The organism is Acrocarpospora phusangensis (assembly GCF_016862995.1).
Lineage (GTDB): Bacteria > Actinomycetota > Actinomycetes > Streptosporangiales > Streptosporangiaceae > Acrocarpospora > Acrocarpospora phusangensis.
Map to the genome: position 1 here is coordinate 1 of NZ_BOOA01000119.1, position 18,840 is coordinate 18,840.

Consider the following 18,840-nt stretch of genomic DNA (forward strand, 5'->3'; position numbering starts at 1 on the left):
AACCCGCTGGGCAGCGTCACCGGCCTGCTCGGTGGTAGCGGCAGCCCGGTCGAGCAGGTCACCGGCACCCTGGGCGGCCTCACCGGCGGGCTCGGCGGCGTCACCGGCGCTCTCCCCGGCGTCACGGACGCTCTCCCCGGCGTCACGGACGCGCTCCCCGCGCTCCCCGCGCTCAACGGCCGTCGCATGATGACCTCCGACGCGGTCAGCCTCGACGCCCTGCTCGACACCCTCCAGATCTCGCTCGGCTCGGTGCCGGTCGACGTGAACGAGACCGTCGCCTCCCTCGGCGGCGTGGTCCAGGACGTGACCGGCAGCGCGGCCCGGCTCAGCGGGGCCACCGCGGGCCTCACCAGCACGGTCCAGAACGTCATCGGCGGCACCGAGAGCACGGTCGCCGAGGTCGCCAACGTCACCCAGTTCGGCAACATCGCCTCGGGCACGCCCTCGATCGGCTCCCTCAACCTCCGCAGCGCCGTCGCACCGGTCGCCGAGAAGCTCACCGGTACGGTCGCCGGCGACCTCACCACCCCCGTCACCAACCTGGTCGCCCCCGTCGGCCGCGCGGTGGACGGAGTGCTCCACGGTCTCAGCGGTTCCAGCGCGCCGCTCGACCTGCTTTCCGCGGCCCGATCGATCGAGTTGGGCGAGATTCTCAACTAACGCGCATCCGCGAGTTTCGCCGGACACGTTGGCGTGGCCACGTCAACGTAGCCGCACAGACGACATCGGCCGGGCCTCCCCAGGGAGACCCGGCCGACGCGTGTTTCCGTTCAGTTGTATTCGCGCTCATCCCCCGGCGGGCGCACCGAGGTGCGGCGGGCGATCTGGGCTTGCAGCCTGGCCATCTGCCAGTGCAGCTCGACGAGCTGCGCGGCGAGCAGGCCTCGCGGTAGTTCGGACGGATCCTCGGCGGCCAAATGATCGATGGCCGTCACCAGCTCACTCATCCCGCCCTCCCAGCGCATCGCGGTTCTTCCCTCAGGTCGAATCTACGTTCGAATCATAGGGGAACGGCGGGCACTGGCGCATCAGCTTTCGTATATAGGTGCGATAAACCCGCGGGCAAGGGTGTTGGCGACGACGTTGAAGCCGACCACGGCGGGCGGGGTGTCGGTGTCCACGTCGAGCGTCTCGACGCTGAGGGCGTGGACGGCGAACAGGTAGCGGTGCGGCCAGCCGGGCGGCGGGGCGGCGCCGCCGTACTCCTTGGTGGAGAAGTCGTTGCGGGTGTGCTTGGCGCCCTCGGGGAGGCCCTTGAAGTCCGGGCCCGAGCCGGCGCCCGTCGGGAGTTCGGTCACGTCCGCGGGGATGTCGAACAGCACCCAGTGCCAGAAGCCGGAGCCGGTCGGCGCGTCGGGGTCGAAGCAGGTGACCGCGTAGCTCCGGGTTCCCTCCGGCGCGCCCGACCAGCGCAGCTGCGGCGACAGGTTCTGTCCCGTGAAGCCCCATCCATTGAAGACGTGCGCGGCCGGCAGGGTCACGGCGTCGCTGACGTCGTCACTCTCGACGGTCAGCTCCGGGACCTCGGGCAGGTGGTCGTAAGGAATGGGAGGCGGCGTAGGCACGGCATTCTCCGATGGCCAGATGGGTGATCTCTCGTCGCACCCCATCCTGGTACGTCGGCCCTCCCGACGCCAAGCCATCCCCGGATGTCGCCTCGCGGACACCCGGACGTCACCATCCGGCCCCCGAAGTTTCAGGCCTTGTTGTACGCGGCGATGACCTCGGTGGGGTCCCCGTCCATCTTCACCTTGCCCTTGTGGAGCCAGATGACCCGGTTGCAGGTCTCCTCGATGACGTCGAGGTTGTGCGCCACCAGGAAGACGGTGCCCGCGGACTTGCGCATCTGCATGATGCGCTCCTGGGACTTGCGCTTGAACTCCCGGTCGCCGGTGGCCAGGGCCTCGTCGATGAGGAGCACGTCGTGGGTCTTGGCGGAGGCGATGGCGAAGCGGAGGCGGGCGCCCATGCCGGAGGAGTACGTGGACATGGGGAACTGCACGAACTCCCCGATGCCGGAGAAGTCGACGATGTCGTCGTACTGGGCGCGGACCTCGGACGGGGTCATGCCCATCGCGTAGCAGCCGAGCACGATGTTGCGCTCGCCGGTGAGCTCCTTCATGAGGGCCGCGTTGACGCCCAGCAGGGACGGCTGGCCGTCGGTGTAGACGGCGCCCTTGTGCGGGGGCAGCAGGCCGGCGATGGCGCGCAGCAGGGTGGACTTGCCGGAGCCGTTGCGGCCGATGATGCCGATGGCGTCGCCGTGCCTGGCCACGAAGGAGACGCCCTTGACGGCGTGGATCTCCTTCATCTGCGGGCGGCCCTGGCGCTTGACCAGCCGGAGCAGGGCGTTGACCGCGTTGCCCTTCTCGGCTTCGCTGGCCGCGCCGTACACCTTGTAGACGATGTGGAGGTCGTCGACGATGACGGTGGGAGTGCCGACAGGTGACGCCTGTGGTTCCTCGGCGGACACCGGCCACACCCTTTCCATAGCCTGGGCACCCTTGGCCGGCTGAGCCGCCCCCTGCGCCACCACCTCTGCCTCAGCCACGGCCGTACCTCTCCTCGGCCCGCCAGAAGTACCAGAAGCCGACAACTAGGGCGAACACGGCCCAGAATATGGCAGTCGCCCACGCCCATTGTGGCGGGCTATGGTCGCTAATGAGTAGATCTCGCATCAGTTCGATGTACGCCGCCGCGGGGTTGAGCTCCAGGACGTACCTGATGAAGCCCAGCGACTCGGGCAAGTCGTCGACCCGGGCGGGGATGCTGAAGAAGACTCCGGAGGCGTACAGCCAGGTGCGCATGATGAACGGCAGCAGCTGGTTCATGTCGCGGGCGAAGGCGCCGATGCGGGCCATGAAGAGGCTGGCCCCGATGTTGAAGACCAGCTGGAGGATGAGCGCCACCGGGATGAGCAGCCAGCGGGTGGTGATCTCCTCCCCGGTGAGCAGGACGATGATCCCCAGCACGCCCATGGACCAGGCCAGCTGCTGGAGCTCCTGCACCGCGTACGCCAGGGGCAGCGCGGCCCGGGGGAAGTGCAGCGCCCGGATCATGGACAGGTTGCCGGAGATGGACTTGGCCCCGCCGGTCACCGTGCGCTGGGTGAAGGTGAAGATGAAGACACCGGTGATCAGGAACGCGGTGTAGTTCGGGATGTCCTTCTGCTGGTCCAGGATCACGCCGAACATCAGGAAGTAGACGCCGGCGTTCAGCAGCGGGGTGAGCAGCTGCCAGAGCTGCCCCAGCGCCGAGTCCGAGTATTTCGAGACGTTCCGGGACGTCGCGTACTTGAGCACGAAGTGCCGCCGTGCCCACAGCTGGCGGACATAGGACGGCAGGCTCGGCCGCGCGATGGCACGGCGAAGCCCGTGGCGTCGGGCGAGATCGGCCAGCGAATCCGTCGCTGGGCCGCCCGCCTGGGCGTCCGCGACGGCGGATTCCGGCTGGCTCATGGCAAGGACTCTATTGGATGCTGGTGAACGAAGAGCCTGCGATGGTCATCCGTTGGCTCCTCACGGGTGGTTCCGTACGGCCGCCGCGGCACAGTACGCCACAGCTTGGTCAACGGTAGCCCAAGCCGTCCTGATATGGGGACAAGAGCGAGACCCCCGCCTCAAAGCCGACCTCCCGGCTTGACCAGTTAGGAGTCATGTGTACCTTGATGAGTGGTTTGGCCATGGGATACACATTTAAGCCAAGCTTGTTGGAATGCGTGTGACGCCCGACTGACGCACGTGTGACCGAACTGCAACGCAGCAGAGACAAGTCTGCAGCAGGTGGTGAGGGATGCTCGCGGACGACTGGCAGGGCGTCAGCTGTTTTGACCGTGTTTGCAAATCCGGGACCTCATAAGGGGCCAGGGGGCGCGCCGCATGGACATCCCGCAGCTCAGCGCCGTAGCCCATCCTTTGAGGGAGGATCAACTCACTATGCGCGTAACCAAGGGCGCACAGATCATCGCCGGCTCCGCGCTGCTCGCGCTCGCGGTCGCCGCCTGTGGCGGCGGCGAGACCCCGGCCACCGGTGGTGGCACGGCTGCGGCGCAGCCGGTTCGGGTCGAGATCGCCGAACCCCAGCACGAACTCGTCCCGGGCAACACCGCGGAAACCAGCGGCGCTGAGGTGCTCAACGCCCTCTTCATCGGCCTCGTCAACTACGACGCCGAGAAGAAGCCGATCAACCAGATCGCCGAGTCGATCACGTCTGATGACCAGACCAACTGGACCATCAAGCTCAAGGACGGCTACAAGTTCCACGACGGCACCGCCGTTGACGCGCAGAGCTTCGTGGACTCCTGGAACTACACCGCCAACGGCGCCAACGCGTACGAGGGCAACTACTTCATGGGCAGCATCGCCGGCTACGCCGAGATGAACCCGGTCGACCCGGACGGCGAGGGCGAGCAGGTCGCGCCCGCCGCCACCGCGACCACGCTGTCCGGCCTCAAGGTCGTCGACAACCTGACCTTCACGGTCCAGCTGACCAACCCGTTCTCCGGCTTCCCCACGATGCTGGGCTACACCGCCTTCTACCCGATGCCCAAGGCCGCCTTCGGCCCCGACGGCAAGGTCACCGAGGCGTACGGCAAGAGCCCCATCGGCAACGGCCCCTTCAAGATGGCCAAGCCCTGGGAGCGCGGCAAGGACCAGGCCATCTCCGTCGTCCGCAACGACGACTACAAGGAGGGCAAGGCCAAGATCGACGCGGTCGACTTCAAGATCTACACGGACCTGAACACCGCGTACCGTGACCTGCAGGCCGGCAACCTGGACATCATGGACCAGCTGCCCGCCGAGGCCATCGGCAGCGCCAAGGCCGAGTTCGGCGACCGCTACATCGAGCAGCCGTCCTCCGGTATCGGCTACATCGGCTTCCCGATCAAGAACGGCGCCGACTACGCCAAGAACGCGGACGCCCGCAAGGCCATCTCGATGGCGATCGACCGCAAGACGATCACCGAGACCGTCTTCTCCGGCACCCGTGTCCCGGCCGACGACTTCATCAGCCCGGTCGTCTCCGGCTACCGCCAGGGCGCCTGCGGCGAGGCCTGCACCTACGACCCGGTCAAGGCGAAGGCGCTGTACGACCAGGCCGGCGGCGCCAGCCTCGGCCCGATCGAGATCGGCTACAACGCGGACGGCGGCCACAAGGAGTGGATCGAGGCCGTCGCGAACAACCTGCGCACCAACCTCGGCGCCGAAGTGACGCCGAAGCCGGTGGAGAAGTTCGCCACCATCCTCGACGACCTGGGCGCCGAGAAGTGGAAGGGCGGGTTCCGCATGGCGTGGATCATGGACTACCCGTCCCCGGAGAACTACCTCAAGCCGATCTTCGCGGCCGGCGCGGGCTCCAACTACTCGGGCTTCAACAACAAGGAGTTCGAGGAGCACATCAAGGCCGGCGACTCGGCCAAGACCCTCGAAGAGGGCATCGCGGCCTACCAGGCGGCGGACGACATCCTGCTCAAGGAGCTCCCGTACATCCCGGTGTACTTCTACCAGACCAACGGCGCCTACTCGCAGCACGTGAAGAACGTGAAGATCGACCCGTTTGAGCGGATCGACCTGTTCAACGTCGAGAAGGTCTAAGTCGGTTCTCATCCCGTGCGGCTCTTGAGTCGCACGGGATGGGCCATCACTCTTAGGGGCAGCCCGCTCGGTTGCAAGTGGGCTGCCCTTTGTCATGATCGGGAGACCGAATGGGCCGCTACGTTGTCAGGCGCCTGCTCCAGGCGATCCCTGTGTTGCTTGGCACCACGTTCCTCATTTTCGCAATCGTCTACGCGCTGCCGGGCGACCCTCTGCAGGCCCTGGCCGGTGACCGCCGCGTGGACCCCGTATTCGCGGCGACCATGCGGGAAATGTTCCACCTGAACGACCCGCTGATCGTCCGGTACGGCTACTACATCCGGGACATCTTCACCGGCGACTTCGGAATGACCTTCCGCGGCCTGCCCGTGTCCACCATCTTCGAGGGCAAGTTCCAGGTCACCCTCAACCTCGCCCTGATGGCCCTCATCATCGAGGCCGTCGTGGGCATCGGGCTCGGCCTCATCGCGGCGCTGCGCCGCGGCCGGTGGTCGGACACCGGCATCCTGGCCATCACCCTGATCCTCGTCTCGATCCCCACCCTGGTCAGCGGCTTCGTCCTGCAGCTGGTGCTCGGCGTGCAGCTGAAGACCTCCACCGGGATCGACTTCTTCCCCGTCGCGGGAATCGCGGAAGGGTGGCGCAGCTATCTCATCCCCGGAGCGGTGCTGGCGGGCACGTCCATCGCGTACCTGACCCGGTTGACCAGAACCAGCCTGATGGAGACGCTGCGCGCGGACTACGTCAGGACCGCGATCGCGAAGGGCATGCCGCGGCGGCGGGTGCTCGGCAGGCACGCACTGCGAAATTCGCTGATTCCGCTGGTCACCTATCTGGGCGCCGACCTCGGCACGCTGATGGGCGGCGCGGTCATCACCGAGACGATCTTCAACCTGCCCGGCATCGGCCAGCAGCTGTTCCAGTCCGTCTACCTCCGGGAAAACTCGGTGGTCGTGGGGATTGTCACGGTCCTCGTGCTGATCTACGTTTTGGCCAACCTGATCGTCGACCTGCTGTACGCCGTACTCGACCCCAGGATCCGCTATGAGTAACTCCACGATCACGGCCTCGCCGCCCAAGCACGCAAAGTCGGGGAAGGGCAAGAAGCCGGCCAGCCTGTGGTCGGACGCCTGGTACGACCTGCGGCACAGCAAGGTGTTCCTGTTCGGCGCGGCGCTGGCCCTGCTGCTGGTGATCGTCGCGGCCTTCCCCTCGCTCTTCTCGCCGCTGGACGCCTTCGACAAGTCCACCTGTGACCTGGCCAGGGCCCGCGACGGCCTGGACGCCACGCACTGGTTCGGCAGCGACAACCTGGGCTGCGACACCTACTCGCGCGTGATCTACGGCGCCCGGGTCTCGATCATCGTGGGCATCGTCGCCACCCTGGTCACCTCGCTGGTCGGCGGCTTCCTGGGCCTGCTGGCCGGGTTCTACGGCCGGTGGACCGACGTGCTGCTGTCCCGGGTCGCGGAGATCTTCTTCGCCATCCCGTCGATCCTGGGCGCGCTGCTCATCCTGGCCGTGGTGGGCCGCGACAACGCGGGCATCGGCAGCGTGGTGCTGGCCCTGTCGGTGCTGGCCTGGCCGCTGGTGCTGCGCATCATGCGGGCCGCGGTGATCACCACCAAGAGCCAGGACTTCGTGCTGGCCGCGCGGGCGCTCGGCGCGGGACCGATCCGGATCATGATCCGGCACATCCTGCCCAACGCGCTGGCCCCCGTCATCGTGGTCACCACGATGAACCTGGGCGTGTTCATCGCCGCCGAGGCCGGCCTGTCCTTCCTCGGCGTGGGCATCCAGTCCCCGGACATCTCCTGGGGCCTGATGATCGCCGACGCCCGGAACCGGTTCCTGGAGGCCCCGGCTCCGCTGCTGTTCCCCGCCCTGTTCCTGAGCATCACCGTGCTGGCGTTCGTCATGCTGGGCGACGCCGTACGGGACGCGCTCGACCCCAAGCTTCGATAGGAGGTGCCAGAAGTGAAAAACCCATCCGTCGACACGCATCTGCTGCCCGCGGACAACCTCGGCACCGCCCCGTTGCTGGCGGTGGACAACCTGCACGTGGAGTTCAAGACCCGCCAGGGCCTGGTCCGCGCGGTCAACGGCGTCTCGTACGCGCTGCACGCCGGGGAGACCCTGGCCGTGCTGGGCGAGTCCGGCTCCGGCAAGTCGGTGACCGCCCAGGCGATCATGGGCATCCTGGACATGCCGCCCGCGAACATCCCCAAGGGCGAGATCCGCTTCCGCGGCACCGACCTGCTCAAACTGTCGGACAACGCCCGGTCCCAGATCCGCGGCCAGCAGATCGCCATGGTCTTCCAGGACGCGCTGTCCGCGCTCAACCCGGTGTTCACCGTGGGCTGGCAGATCGCCGAGATGTTCCGGGTGCACCGCGGCATGAGCAAGAAGGCCGCGTACGCCAAGGCCATCGAGCTGATGGACCGGGTCCGCATCCCGGCCGCCCGGCAGCGGGTGAACGACTACCCGCACCAGTTCTCCGGCGGCATGCGGCAGCGCATCATGATCGCCATGTCGATCGCCCTCGACCCCGAGGTCCTGATCGCGGACGAGCCGACCACGGCGCTGGACGTGACCGTGCAGGCCCAGATCATGGAACTCCTGGCCGAGCTCCAGCGCGACAGCAACATGGCCATGATCCTGATCACCCACGACCTCGGCGTCGTCGCCGACGTGGCCGACAAGATCGCCGTCATGTACGGCGGGCGCATCGTCGAGAACGCCCCGGTCCACGACGTGTACAAGAACCCGGCCCACCCCTACACCAAGGGACTGCTGGAGTCGATCCCCCGGGTCGACCTCAAGGGCCAGGAGCTGTACGCGATCAAGGGCCTGCCCCCCAACCTGCTGGACATGCCGACGGGCTGCGCCTTCCACCCGCGCTGCCCGTACCGTCAGGACGACTGCGTCACGGACGTGCCGCCGTTGCACGAGATCAGCGGCACCCGCAGCAGTGCCTGCCACTACTGGAGGGAGGTCCTCGATGGCGTCCAAGGGTGAACTCATCCTGGAGGTGCGCGACCTGGTCAAGCACTTCCCGCTGACCCAGGGCATCGTGGTCAAGCGGCAGATCGGCTCGATCAAGGCGGTGGACGGGGTCTCGTTCGACCTGCACCGCGGCGAGACGCTGGGCATCGTGGGCGAGTCGGGCTGCGGCAAGTCCACCCTGGCCAAGCTGCTGATGGCGCTGGAGACCCCCACCTCGGGCTCGGTACGGGTGGCCGGCAAGGACCTGGCCACCGCCAAGGGCGCCGACCTGAAGCGCATCCGGCGCAACATCCAGATGGTGATGCAGGATCCGTACACCTCGCTGAACCCGCGGATGACCGTGGGCGACATCGTCGGGGAGCCGTTCGAGATCCACGCCGAGGTGGCGCCCAAGGGCGACCGGCGGAAGAAGGTACAGGACCTGCTGGAGGTGGTCGGCCTCAACCCCGATCACATCAACCGGTACCCGCACCAGTTCTCCGGCGGCCAGCGGCAGCGCATCGGCATCGCCCGCGGACTGGCGCTCCAGCCGGAGATCATCGTCTGCGACGAGCCGGTGTCGGCGCTGGACGTGTCCATCCAGGCGCAGGTGATCAACCTGCTGGAGCGGCTGCAGGACGAGTTCGGCCTGGCCTACATCTTCATCGCGCACGACCTGTCGGTGGTCCGCCACATCTCCGACCGGGTCGCGGTGATGTACCTGGGCAAGGTCGTGGAGATCGGCAAGGACACCGAGATCTACGACCGGCCGTCCCATCCGTACACGCAGGCGCTGCTGTCGGCGGTGCCGGTGCCGGACCCGGAGGGCCGGGAGAGCCGGGAGCGGATCATCCTGCAGGGCGACCCGCCGTCGCCGGCCAACCCGCCGTCGGGCTGCCGGTTCAGGACCCGGTGCTGGAAGGCCCAGGAGATCTGCGCGCAGGAGGAGCCGCTGCTGCAGATCCGGCCGGGGGTCGGGCACCCGAGCGCGTGCCACTTCGCCGAGGCGCACGACGTGGTCCACGCCACCGGCTGAGTCACGCGGATCGACGCGCCGAAGGGCCGCCACCGGATCGGTGGCGGCCCTTCGGCGAATGGTTACTTGAGGGTCGCGCTCAGGTCGGGCAGCTCGATGTTGCCGCCGTCCAGGGTGGCGGTCAGCTCTCCGAGACCGCCGCCGGCGCCACCGGTGGCTCCGCTGCCGCCGAGCAGGTTGCTCAGGAGGCCGCCGAGGCCGCCGGGGCCACCGAGCAGGTCGCTCAGCAGGCCGCCGAGGCCGCCGGGACCGCCGCCGGCGAGCAGGTCGCTGACCGGGTCGGCGTGGGGAACCGCGTCAGCCGAAGCGGCAGCGGCGGGGCCGAGCGCGAGCAGGCCGGCGCAGGCAGAGGTCACAAGAATACGGCGGATCATATATTTTCCCCCCGGAAGGAACCCGCTAACGGGTCACAGGACGATTACTCGCTGTAATCACGCCTCGTTATACCCCTCGCGCTCCGGCCTAACGTGACGCCTGGTCAGGTTCTGGCAATGATCGCGGGCCCGTGGTTAAAGGGATCACCTGGTGACCGCCACGCGGGCGGCCAGGGCCGCCGCCACCAGCAGCAGCGCGAGGCCGATCAGCTGCCGGGAGCGGTCGTGGTCCACCTCGATGTGGGGCCGCCGGGGCACGGTGGCGGCCAGGGGAACCCGGTGCAGCCGTTCCGCGGCCCGCAGCGCGCCCAGGGCGTTGGCCACGCCGTGCCCGTACGCGTCGGCGGCGCCCGGGGGGTGGGGGCGTGCGCCGTCCTGGATGGCCTGCCGTACCTCCATGGCGGTGAGGGCCGGGTAGCGGGATCGGACCAGGGCGGCGATGCCGGCCACGAACGCCGCCGCCGAACTGGTGCCGTCGGCGACCACGTACGAGCCGGGGCCGTCCGCGCTGACGATCCCGGTGCCCGGGGCCACGACCGACAGGAAGTCGTGCCGGTTGGAGAAGGGCGCGCAGCGCAGCCGCTCGTCCACGGCGCCGACCGCGATCACGCCGGGGTAGCCGGCCGGGAAGTTGCGCCGGTTGGCGCCGTCGCCGTCGTTGCCCGCCGAGGCGATCAGCACGACGCTCTTGCCCAGGGCGTAGCGGACCGCGTCCTCCTCGGCGGGGGAGCCCTCGTAGCTGCCCTCCCCGCCGCCCAGGGACATGCTGATCACCTGCGCGCCGTGGTCCACCGCGTACCTGATGCCGCGGGCCACCGCGAGCCGGGTGCGGGCGCTGATCCGGGCGTCGGCGCGGCGCGGGTCGTCGTTCTCCAGGGTGACCCGCACCGAGAGGATCTCGGCCTCCGGGGCCACGCCCAGCACGCCGAGCGCCCGTCCCGGGCCGTGGCCGCGCCCGGCGATCAGGCTGGCCATGGCGGTGCCGTGCCGGACCGAGCCGGCCGGTCCCGCCCCGGTCAGGTCGGGGCCCTGCGCCACGACCCCGGTCAGGTCGGGGTGGCGCGCGTCCACTCCGGTGTCCAGGACCGCCACGGTCACCCCGGCGCCCCGGCTGCGCTGCCAGGCGTCCCGGACGTCCATCGCCCGCAGCGGCCACTGGCGGCCGCGCGCGCTCTCGGCGAGCCCGTCCTTCGGCCACGGTACGGCCGCCGCCCCCGTCACCAGGCAGGCGGCCAGACACGTGGGGAGCACCCCGAGCAGCAGCATCCTCATCGGCCGCTCCCTTGGATCAAGGGGCAACATTCTGGCACGCGTCCGATGATTCAAGCTGACGTTTCAGTGAACGGTCCGATACGTACGGTTATGGGGGATAGGCGCTCTTGGTCGCCTCGACGGCCGGGCTACGATGAAGGCCCTTGCCCCGAGGGGGACGTAAGTGGACGAGCTATCCGAACGGGACCGGCAGATCCTCGAATTCGAGAACCAGCGGTGGCGCTACCCCGGCGCCAAGGAGCAGGCCATCAAGGACACCTTCGGCCTCTCCACCACCCGGTACTACCAGCTCCTGGGTGAGCTGATCGATCGCCCCGAGGCGCTGGCCGCGGACCCCGCGCTGGTGAACCGGCTGCTCAGGCTGCGCGGCAGCCGCCGCAGGAACCGCGCCGCCCGCCGCTCGGGCGACTCGGGCTAGGGTTGACCGACGGCACGATCAAGGGGGACATGTGCAGGTCGCAGGAGTCACCGTGCGGACCGACCGCGGCGCGGCGGGGATGGCCATGATCGTGTCGGAGCCCGCGGGGGCGGTGATCGCCCTCGACTTCGACGGCACGCTCTCCCCGATCGTGGCCGACCCCTCCGCCGCCTGGATCCATCCGGCCGCGCCGGCCGCGCTCATCCGCCTCGCCGAGCACGTCGCCCGCATCGTGGTCATCACGGGCCGCCCGCCGAGCACCGCGATCGCGCTCGGCGACACCCCGGACGGGCCCGACCTGATCGACGTGCCCGGCCTGCTCATCCTCGGCCACTACGGCCTGGAGCGCTGGGAGGGCGGCCAGCTGTCCGCGCCCCCCGCCCCGGCCGGTCTCGACCTCGTACGCAACGAGCTCCCCGCCCTGATCGCCGCCCTGGGCCCTGCGGCCGACGGCGTGAAGATCGAGGACAAGGGCCGCGCGGTGGCCGTGCACACCCGTAACTGCGCCGACCCGGACGGCACCCTGGAGGCCCTGCGGGAGCCGGTGGCGCTGCTGGCCGGGCGGGCGGAGCTGGTCGTCGAACCCGGGCGCAAGGTGCTGGAACTGCGCGGGCCCGGCATGGACAAAGGCCGCGCCCTGCGCGAGGTGCTCGCCGAGGTGTCCGCGCGCTCGGTCATGTTCATCGGGGACGACCTGGGCGACCTGGCCGCCTTCGCCGCGGTGATCGAAGCCGACATCCCCGGCGTACGGGTGTGCAGCGGCTCCGCCGAGGTGGCCGAGCTGGCCGAGAGCGCCGACGTCGTGGTCGACGGGCCCCCAGGCGTGGTCGCCCTGCTTGAAGCACTTCACAAGTCGATGACAAGCCGGGATCAGTAGCGTCCCGGCCATGCTGAAGAAATCGCTGTTGTCGGTGGCGTGCGGCCTCGCGCTGGTCGCGGCGGTGCCCGCGCCCGCCTCCGCCGCCACGACCAAGCCGCTGCACCTGCGCAAGGGCCTGACCCTGAGCATCCCGAAGGCGTGGAAGGTCTTCAGGGTCAGCAAGGACTGGACCCGTGTGGTGACCGGCCGCTGCCCCAAGCCGACCGGGTTCCGCGACTCCGGCTGCCGCAGCTTCTGGGTGCTCGGACCGGAGGCCATCAAGGTCGGCCACGAGGGCTTCTCCCCGTACGAGCCGAGCCGTCCGTTCTACCCGGCCAGCGACGTCTCCCCCTGTGTGTACGACAAGAATCTGTGGACCGGCGAGTTCAAGCTGGCCGCCAAGGGCCTGCGCCAGGTCGGGCCGGGGCACAAGGCGAACTACCGGGAGTGGAAGGCCGCCTGCCTGAAGGTCGGGCAGACGAACTCCACCGTCAAGGGCCACTTCTACCAGCGTGAATGGTTCCTGCCCGCCTCGAAGATCCTGGTCGTGGACCAGTGGCGCACCCCCGCGCTGCCCGCCATCCTCAAGAACGCTGCCTGGAACTGAGCACGCTGCCGGTCGCCAGTCCGATCAGGACGGGGGCCAGCAGGAACGCGGTGTGGGTGCCGAACCCGTCGCCGAGCGCGCCGAGCACCAGCGGCGACGCGCCCGCCCCCAGCGCCGCCCACACCGACGCCGCCCCCGACGCCTGATCCGGCCGCCCGCCGGAGGCCTCGATCATCCGGCTCAGCGCCATCGGGAAGTGCAGCGAGATACCCAGCCCGGTGATCACCAGCCCGGCGTACGCGACGACCGGGACCGTGCTGGACCAGAACACCGCCCAGCCGGTGAGCGCCAGCAGGAGCGCGCCGATCAGCATCTGGTGGACAGGGAAACGCAGCGCCAGCTGGACTCCGGTCAGCCGGCCGAGGGCGATGCCGATCAGCATCGCGGTCAGCCCGGTGGCCGCCGTGGCGGGGCTCAGCCCGGTGCGCTGGGCGAGCAGTTCGGCCGCCCACATGTTGAACGCGAACTCCAGCGCCACGCAGCAGAGCAGCACCACGCCGGCCAGGTGGAAGCGCACCCCGAAGGGCAGTCTCGGCCCGCCTTCCGCCACGGGCGCGACCGGCCGTTCCGGCACCCAGACCCGGCCCATCGTCAGGGCCAGCAGCGCCGACAGGACGATCGGCACGAACAGCGCCGCCCGCCAGCCCAGCGCCGAACTCGCCAGCACGCTGAAGGCGAAGGAGGCCACGATGCCGGGGAGCACGCCGACCGCGTTGGCCTCGCTGATCGCGGCCGGGCCCGCCGCGCCGTGGTGGTCGGTGAGCACGGCCATGGAGATGAACAGGGTCATGCCCGCCATGCCCGCGGCGACCGTGTAGCCGAGCAGGGTGATCGGCAGGCTCTGGCCGAAGGCGACGATGAGCATGCCCACGTTCATGCCGGCGATGCCCGTCCAGCAGGCGGCGCGGCGGCCGATCCTGGCCGTGATCCGGGGGATGGCCAGGCCGGTGAGGATCCCGCCGACGGCCATGCCGGTGGCGTGCAGACCGGCCACCGCCTGGGTGACGCCGAGTTCGGCGCGGAGGAGGGGGATGGCGGCCGACAGGCCGTACAGGTAGGTGGAGAAGGTGGCGAGGATGAGGTAGATCAGCCAGGTCGGCCGGTCTCTGGTGAACGTGATGGCCTGGATTCGCGTTGTCACCAATTATCCCCTGATTTAGTCAGTTATCAGGGCAAAAGTATCAGGTCGGTCCTGTCAGGCCAGCGCGTCGAGCTGGTCGGCGAACCAGCGTTGCGGTGGTAGGGCCGTGGCCGCCGCGCGCAGCCGGCTCGCCCGGTTCACCCGTTCCTCCTCCGGCATCACCAGCGCGTCGTGGAGCGCGGTCGCCGTACCCGAGACGTCGAAGGGGTTGACCAGGAGCGCGTCCGCGCCGAGTTCGGCCGCCGCGCCCGCCTCCCTGGACAGCACCAGCGCGCAGCGCTGGGACAGGATCGGGCCCTCCTTGGCGACCAGGTTCATGCCGTCCCTGATCGGGTTGACCAGCAGCACGTCCGCCAGCCGGTAGGCGGCCAGCGAGCGCGGATAGTCGTCGTTCATGTTGAGGATGAGCGGGTCCCAGTCGTCGGTGCCGTACTCGTCCTCGATTTCCTGGGCGCAGCGCTGCACGGCCGCCGTGTACTCCCGGTACTCCGGCAGGTCGTGCCGGGAGGGGTAGGCGAAGGCCAGGTGCACCACCTTGCCGTGCCACTCCGGATGCTCGGCCAGGAACTCCCGGTAGGCCGCCATGCCCCTGACGATGTTCTTGGACAGCTCGGTCCGGTCGATGCGCACGATCAGCCGCCGGTCCCCGACCTGCTCCTTGATCACCTGGAGATGCGACTCGACGTCCGGCTCGGCCGCCCGCGCCAGCAGCGCCGGCCCGTCCACCCCGAGGGCGTGCACCCCCACGTGCGTGACCCTGTCCTGATATCGGACGGTACGCGCTGCGCGGTCCACCCGTGCCCCCAGGAACGCCTCGCAGCAGTCCATGAAGGCATCCGCCCAGCGCTCGGTCAGGAAACCCGCGTGATCGGCGCCCAGCAGACCCTCCAGGATCTCCACGCCGACCTCGTCCGGCAGCACCGAGAAGTAGTCCGGCGGCGCCCACGGCGTGTGCGAGAAATGCGCGATCCGCAGGTCGGGGCGCTCCACCCGGAGCATCGCCGGGGCCAGGGTGAGGTGGTAGTCCTGGATCATCACCCGGGCCTCGTGACCGGCCTCCTCGGCCAGCGCCAGCGCGAACGCGCCGTTGTAGTCCTGGTAGGACTCCCACTCCCGCTGGAACCTTCCATCGAAATGGGGGGTGAACGGGGTGTTGTACAGCAGGTGACTGACGAACCAGAGCGTGGAGTTGGCCACCGCGTTGTAGGCCCGGTGGAAGACCGCGGGGGCGATGTCCAGCATGCGCAGCGGGCCGGTGTCGTAGCCGGCCCCGTCCAGGCGCCCGCCGGGCGCGAGCCGTACGGCGCTGCGGTCGCCGTCCGACAGCGCCGCGCAGACCCACAGCAGCTCGGAGTCCCTGGCCACCTCCGACAGGCCGGATACCAGACCGCCGCCGCCCCTGCGCATGGTGAGCGCGCCATCCTCGGAGAGGGTGAACGAGACCGGGCCGCGATTCGAGGCGATCAACGTTGAACTCACTGGTGGCACACCCCACGATGCCGGAGACATTAATAAAGTCTGTCCTCGGCAATAGGATGTCAGGAAATCGCTCCGGCGCTCGATGCGGCCCGGCCTGTCCTTGGAGCGTGTGCGAGATGGCGCTGGACGAGACTACTGAGGAGTTGGCGACCACCGCGGCCGGGGGCGATCACCGCGCGCTGGGGGAGCTGCTGCGGCGGATCGAGCCCGACGTGCTGCGGCACTGCGAGCGGCTGCTGCCCTACCGGCAGGACGCCGAGGAGGCGTGCCAGGACACGCTGCTGGCGGTGGCGCGCAACATCGGCAGGTTCGAGGGGCGGTCCCGGTTCAGCACCTGGCTGCACATCGTGACGGCGAACTGCGCGCGGACCACGTACCGGTCGCTGAAGCGGCGGGCGGCCGAGCAGACCTCCGAGGAATTGCCCGACCACCGGCCCGACCCGCGCCGGGTCAGCGTGATCGCCGGCTCCCGGCTGGACCTGCTGGACGCGATGGAGTCCCTGGAGTACGAGAAGCCGGAACTGGCCGCCGCGCTGGTGCTGCGGGACATCGTGCAACTGGACTACGCGGAGGTCGCCGAGCAGCTCGGCATCCCCCTCGGCACCGCCAAATCCCGCATCCACCAGGCCCGCAAGTACATCCAGTCCGCGCTGGGGGATGCCTATCTCGGCAAGTGAGACGGGTTGCCGAGGGCTCGGGGACGCGAGGTACAGTTTTTGCGACAACTGAATATTTGCTCATCCAGAGGGGTGGAGGGACCGGCCCTGCGAAGCCCCGGCAACCATTCCGATTGCGCTCGTTACGTGGCGAGGCCGATCGGAACAGGTGCCAATTCCGGCCTGTGACCAGGGTGGTCGCAGGCGAAGATGAGGGAAAGGCCTCGCTTCATGGCGCTCAGCACCGACTTCGGACCCGCGACCGCTCTCTCCTGCCGCGAATGCGGAACCCGTTATGAGATCGGCCCGAACTTCGCCTGTATCGAGTGTTTCGGTCCTCTTGAGGTGGCGTACGAGTTCGGCGATGTGACCCGCGCGGACATCGAATCAGGTCCGACCAATATCTGGCGGTACCGCAGTCTGCTCCCCGTCCCCGTGGACGTGAGCACCAAGCCCAACATGCAGCCCGGCTGGACCAAGCTCGTCAAGGCCGACAACCTCGCCGGCGAACTGGGCATGCGCGCCCTCTACGTGAAGGACGACTCCGGCAACCCCACCCACTCCTTCAAGGACCGGGTAGTGGCCATCGCCGTCGAGGCCGCCAGGAACTTCGGCTTCCACACGCTGTCCTGCTCCTCCACCGGCAACCTGGCCGGCGCGGTCGGCGCCGCCGCGGCCCGCGCCGGGCTGGACTCGTGCGTGTTCGTCCCCGCCAACCTGGAGGAAGCCAAGATCGTCGTGGCGTCCGTGTACGGCGGGCGGCTGGTCGGCATCGACGGCACCTACGACGAGGTCAACCGGTTCTGCTCGGAGCTCATCGGGGACTCGCTGGGCGAGAAGTGGGGCTTCGTCAACGTCAACCTGCGGCCGTACTACGCGGAGGGGTCCAAGACTCTGGCGTACGAGATAGCCGAGCAGCTGGGGTGGCGCATTCCCGACCAGATCGTCATCCCGGTCGCGTCGGGCTCGCAGCTGACGAAGATCGACAAGGGGTTCAAGGAGCTCATCCGGCTGGGGCTGGTGGAGCCGAAGGAGTACCGGATCTTCGCCGCCCAGGCGGAGGGGTGCTCGCCGGTGTCCACCGCGTACAAGGCGGGCCACGACGTGGTCCAGCCGGTCAAGCCGGACACCATCGCCAAGTCGCTGGCCATCGGGAACCCGGCCGACGGGCCGTACGTGCTGGACATCGCGCGGCGCACCGGCGGCGCCGTGGAGGACGTCACCGACCCCGAGATCGTGGCCGCCATCCGCCTGCTGGCCCGGACCGAGGGCGTTTTCGCGGAGACCGCCGGCGGCGTGGTCCTCGGCGTGACCCGCAAACTCCTGGAGAACGGCAAACTCGACCCCGACGCGGAGACCGTCATCCTCAACACGGGCGAAGGCCTCAAGACCCTGGACGCCGTCTCCGCCGAGGCCCGTCCGGCGGCGGTTATCCGCCCGTCTCTCGACGCATTTCGTACGGCTTTCGCCAACTAACTGATTCCGAACAACGAAAGAGGGCGGCCAAATGAGTGTTTCGGTGCGGATTCCGACGATTCTCCGAACGTACACCGGCGGCGCGGCCGAGGTGGCCGGAGAAGGCGGAACCCTCCGTGAGGTCCTGTCCAAGCTGGACGCGGACTACCCCGGCATCGGGGCCAGGATCCTCGACGAATCGGGCAAGATCCGGCGTTTTGTCAACGTGTACGTGGGGGAAGAGGACGTCCGATTCTCCGACGGACTGGACACTTCCACCCCTGACGGGGCACAGATTTCGGTGATCCCGGCGGTCGCCGGCGGCTGACCTCGCACGGACTCTGCACACCCACGTACTCCTACAGTGCGTGGGTGTTTCCGTGTTGACATGGGGTTCTATCGTTATCGAAGCTTAATCGGTGCTATGGCATATGGTGCATTTCGCGACTATGTAATCACAAATCCAAAATCTAGCCTTCTTGGAAGCATGTTCGGGCGCAATCGAAGTACGGATTGACTCTGTTGGTCCACGGCTTGCTACAGGTATGGTCGAGAACGATCGACGTGGCCGGAGAGAACGTAATCGTTCCGGCTCGAAAGGTCACGGACCATGCGGTGGAATGGGTATGGTCCGTCGCCAGCCCAGCAAGAGGAGTCGGAAAGTGGCGCAGGGCACCGTCAAATGGTTTAACGCGGACAAGGGCTACGGCTTCATCGCGGTAGACGGTGGTAAGGACGTTTTCGTCCATTACTCGGCAATCATGATGGACGGCTACAAGGCCCTTGAGCAGGGCCAGCGAGTAGAGTTCGACATCACCCAGGGTCAGAAGGGCCCGCAGGCGGAGGCTGTCCGGACCGTCTGATCCAGGCAACGACGAGAAAGAGCCCGGTAACCGCGTGGGGCGGTAACCGGGCTCTGCCATTGGCCGATCCTCCGGATCGGCGCGGCTTGGCCGTGTCT

21 protein-coding genes and 1 riboswitch are annotated in these 18,840 nt (G+C 68.6%); of the genes, 13 read left to right on the top strand and 8 right to left on the bottom strand.

All coding sequences use genetic code 11. The features are described from left to right. Positions 1-663, top strand: a 663-nt coding sequence (locus tag Aph01nite_RS37930) for a hypothetical protein (protein WP_204045912.1), incomplete at its 5' end; no start/stop codon positions are given. Between the two features lie 110 nt (positions 664-773). Here Aph01nite_RS37930 and Aph01nite_RS37935 read toward each other — a convergent pair. The 4 genes from Aph01nite_RS37935 to Aph01nite_RS37950 form a co-directional block, all read right to left on the bottom strand. Continuing rightward, positions 774-950, bottom strand: a complete 177-nt coding sequence (locus Aph01nite_RS37935) for a hypothetical protein (protein ID WP_239162283.1) — start codon at positions 948-950, stop codon at positions 774-776. Between the two features lie 81 nt (positions 951-1,031). Further along, positions 1,032-1,568 (bottom strand): YbhB/YbcL family Raf kinase inhibitor-like protein, encoded by a 537-nt coding sequence (locus Aph01nite_RS37940; RefSeq protein WP_239162284.1) that lies wholly within the window; start codon positions 1,566-1,568, stop codon positions 1,032-1,034. A gap of 131 nt (positions 1,569-1,699) precedes the next feature. Then, positions 1,700-2,494, bottom strand: coding sequence for an ABC transporter ATP-binding protein (locus Aph01nite_RS37945; RefSeq protein ID WP_204045929.1), 795 nt, complete (start codon positions 2,492-2,494; stop codon positions 1,700-1,702). A gap of 52 nt (positions 2,495-2,546) precedes the next feature. Continuing rightward, positions 2,547-3,461 (bottom strand): ABC transporter permease, encoded by a 915-nt coding sequence (locus tag Aph01nite_RS37950; protein WP_204045915.1) that lies wholly within the window; start codon positions 3,459-3,461, stop codon positions 2,547-2,549. A 477-nt stretch (positions 3,462-3,938) separates the two neighbouring features. Between Aph01nite_RS37950 and Aph01nite_RS37955 the strand changes: the two genes are divergently transcribed. The 5 genes from Aph01nite_RS37955 (at position 3,939) to Aph01nite_RS37975 (ending at position 9,618) form a co-directional block, all read left to right on the top strand. Then, positions 3,939-5,597, top strand: coding sequence for a peptide ABC transporter substrate-binding protein (locus tag Aph01nite_RS37955; RefSeq protein WP_204045916.1), 1,659 nt, complete (start codon positions 3,939-3,941; stop codon positions 5,595-5,597). A gap of 110 nt (positions 5,598-5,707) precedes the next feature. Further along, positions 5,708-6,649, top strand: a complete 942-nt coding sequence (locus tag Aph01nite_RS37960; RefSeq protein WP_204045917.1) for an ABC transporter permease — start codon at positions 5,708-5,710, stop codon at positions 6,647-6,649. Continuing rightward, on the top strand, positions 6,642-7,562 hold the full coding sequence (locus tag Aph01nite_RS37965; RefSeq protein WP_204045918.1) for an ABC transporter permease: 921 nt from the start codon (positions 6,642-6,644) through the stop codon (positions 7,560-7,562). The genes Aph01nite_RS37960 and Aph01nite_RS37965 overlap by 8 nt, the downstream gene beginning before the upstream one ends. Before the next feature lie 12 nt (positions 7,563-7,574). Continuing rightward, positions 7,575-8,615, top strand: a complete 1,041-nt coding sequence (locus tag Aph01nite_RS37970; protein ID WP_275419352.1) for an ABC transporter ATP-binding protein — start codon at positions 7,575-7,577, stop codon at positions 8,613-8,615. Then, positions 8,599-9,618, top strand: a complete 1,020-nt coding sequence (locus Aph01nite_RS37975) for an ABC transporter ATP-binding protein (RefSeq protein WP_204045919.1) — start codon at positions 8,599-8,601, stop codon at positions 9,616-9,618. Before Aph01nite_RS37970 ends, Aph01nite_RS37975 begins: the two co-directional genes overlap by 17 nt. A 62-nt stretch (positions 9,619-9,680) precedes the next feature. Here the strand turns inward: Aph01nite_RS37975 and Aph01nite_RS37980 are convergent, their stop codons facing one another. Both Aph01nite_RS37980 and Aph01nite_RS37985 read right to left on the bottom strand, forming a co-directional pair. Next, on the bottom strand, positions 9,681-9,992 hold the full coding sequence (locus Aph01nite_RS37980) for a hypothetical protein (protein WP_204045920.1): 312 nt from the start codon (positions 9,990-9,992) through the stop codon (positions 9,681-9,683). Positions 9,993-10,136: 144 nt separating this feature from the next. Beyond that, positions 10,137-11,264, bottom strand: coding sequence for a S8 family serine peptidase (locus tag Aph01nite_RS37985; protein WP_204045921.1), 1,128 nt, complete (start codon positions 11,262-11,264; stop codon positions 10,137-10,139). A 163-nt stretch (positions 11,265-11,427) separates the two neighbouring features. On the opposite strand from Aph01nite_RS37985, the gene Aph01nite_RS37990 reads away from it, so the two are divergent. The 3 genes from Aph01nite_RS37990 (at position 11,428) to Aph01nite_RS38000 (ending at position 13,148) form a co-directional block, all read left to right on the top strand. Beyond that, complete coding sequence (locus tag Aph01nite_RS37990; protein ID WP_204045922.1) at positions 11,428-11,682, top strand: DUF3263 domain-containing protein; 255 nt, start codon at positions 11,428-11,430, stop codon at positions 11,680-11,682. 79 nt (positions 11,683-11,761) lie between these two features. Beyond that, a complete protein-coding gene (gene otsB / locus Aph01nite_RS37995; RefSeq protein WP_204045931.1) occupies positions 11,762-12,559 on the top strand; it encodes a trehalose-phosphatase in 798 nt (265 codons plus the stop codon). A 10-nt stretch (positions 12,560-12,569) separates the two neighbouring features. Next, positions 12,570-13,148, top strand: a complete 579-nt coding sequence (locus Aph01nite_RS38000) for a hypothetical protein (RefSeq protein ID WP_204045923.1) — start codon at positions 12,570-12,572, stop codon at positions 13,146-13,148. On the opposite strand, the gene Aph01nite_RS38005 is transcribed toward Aph01nite_RS38000, so the two are convergent. Both Aph01nite_RS38005 and Aph01nite_RS38010 read right to left on the bottom strand, forming a co-directional pair. Then, positions 13,126-14,289 carry an MFS transporter gene (locus tag Aph01nite_RS38005; protein WP_204045924.1) on the bottom strand — a complete coding sequence of 388 codons (1,164 nt, stop codon included), beginning with the start codon at positions 14,287-14,289 and terminating at the stop codon, positions 13,126-13,128. The two genes, Aph01nite_RS38000 and Aph01nite_RS38005, sit on opposite strands and share 23 nt — an antisense overlap. A gap of 54 nt (positions 14,290-14,343) precedes the next feature. Next, positions 14,344-15,798, bottom strand: a complete 1,455-nt coding sequence (locus tag Aph01nite_RS38010; protein WP_204045925.1) for an alpha,alpha-trehalose-phosphate synthase (UDP-forming) — start codon at positions 15,796-15,798, stop codon at positions 14,344-14,346. A gap of 86 nt (positions 15,799-15,884) precedes the next feature. Here Aph01nite_RS38010 and Aph01nite_RS38015 point away from each other — a divergent pair, with 86 nt between their 5' ends. From Aph01nite_RS38015 to Aph01nite_RS38030, 4 genes are all read left to right on the top strand, one after another. Beyond that, complete coding sequence (locus tag Aph01nite_RS38015) at positions 15,885-16,445, top strand: RNA polymerase sigma factor (protein ID WP_204045926.1); 561 nt, start codon at positions 15,885-15,887, stop codon at positions 16,443-16,445. A 57-nt stretch (positions 16,446-16,502) separates the two neighbouring features. Beyond that, positions 16,503-16,641: riboswitch (SAM riboswitch) on the top strand. Positions 16,642-16,655: 14 nt separating this feature from the next. Then, positions 16,656-17,900: a threonine synthase gene (gene thrC / locus Aph01nite_RS38020; protein ID WP_239162285.1), complete on the top strand. Its 1,245-nt coding sequence runs from the start codon at positions 16,656-16,658 to the stop codon at positions 17,898-17,900. A gap of 31 nt (positions 17,901-17,931) precedes the next feature. After that, the gene (locus Aph01nite_RS38025) at positions 17,932-18,207 is read left to right on the top strand and encodes a MoaD/ThiS family protein (protein ID WP_204045928.1); all 276 of its coding nucleotides are present in this window, start codon (positions 17,932-17,934) and stop codon (positions 18,205-18,207) included. Positions 18,208-18,541: 334 nt separating this feature from the next. Then, positions 18,542-18,742, top strand: coding sequence for a cold-shock protein (locus Aph01nite_RS38030; protein ID WP_030452168.1), 201 nt, complete (start codon positions 18,542-18,544; stop codon positions 18,740-18,742). Positions 18,743-18,840: the final 98 nt, after the last annotated feature.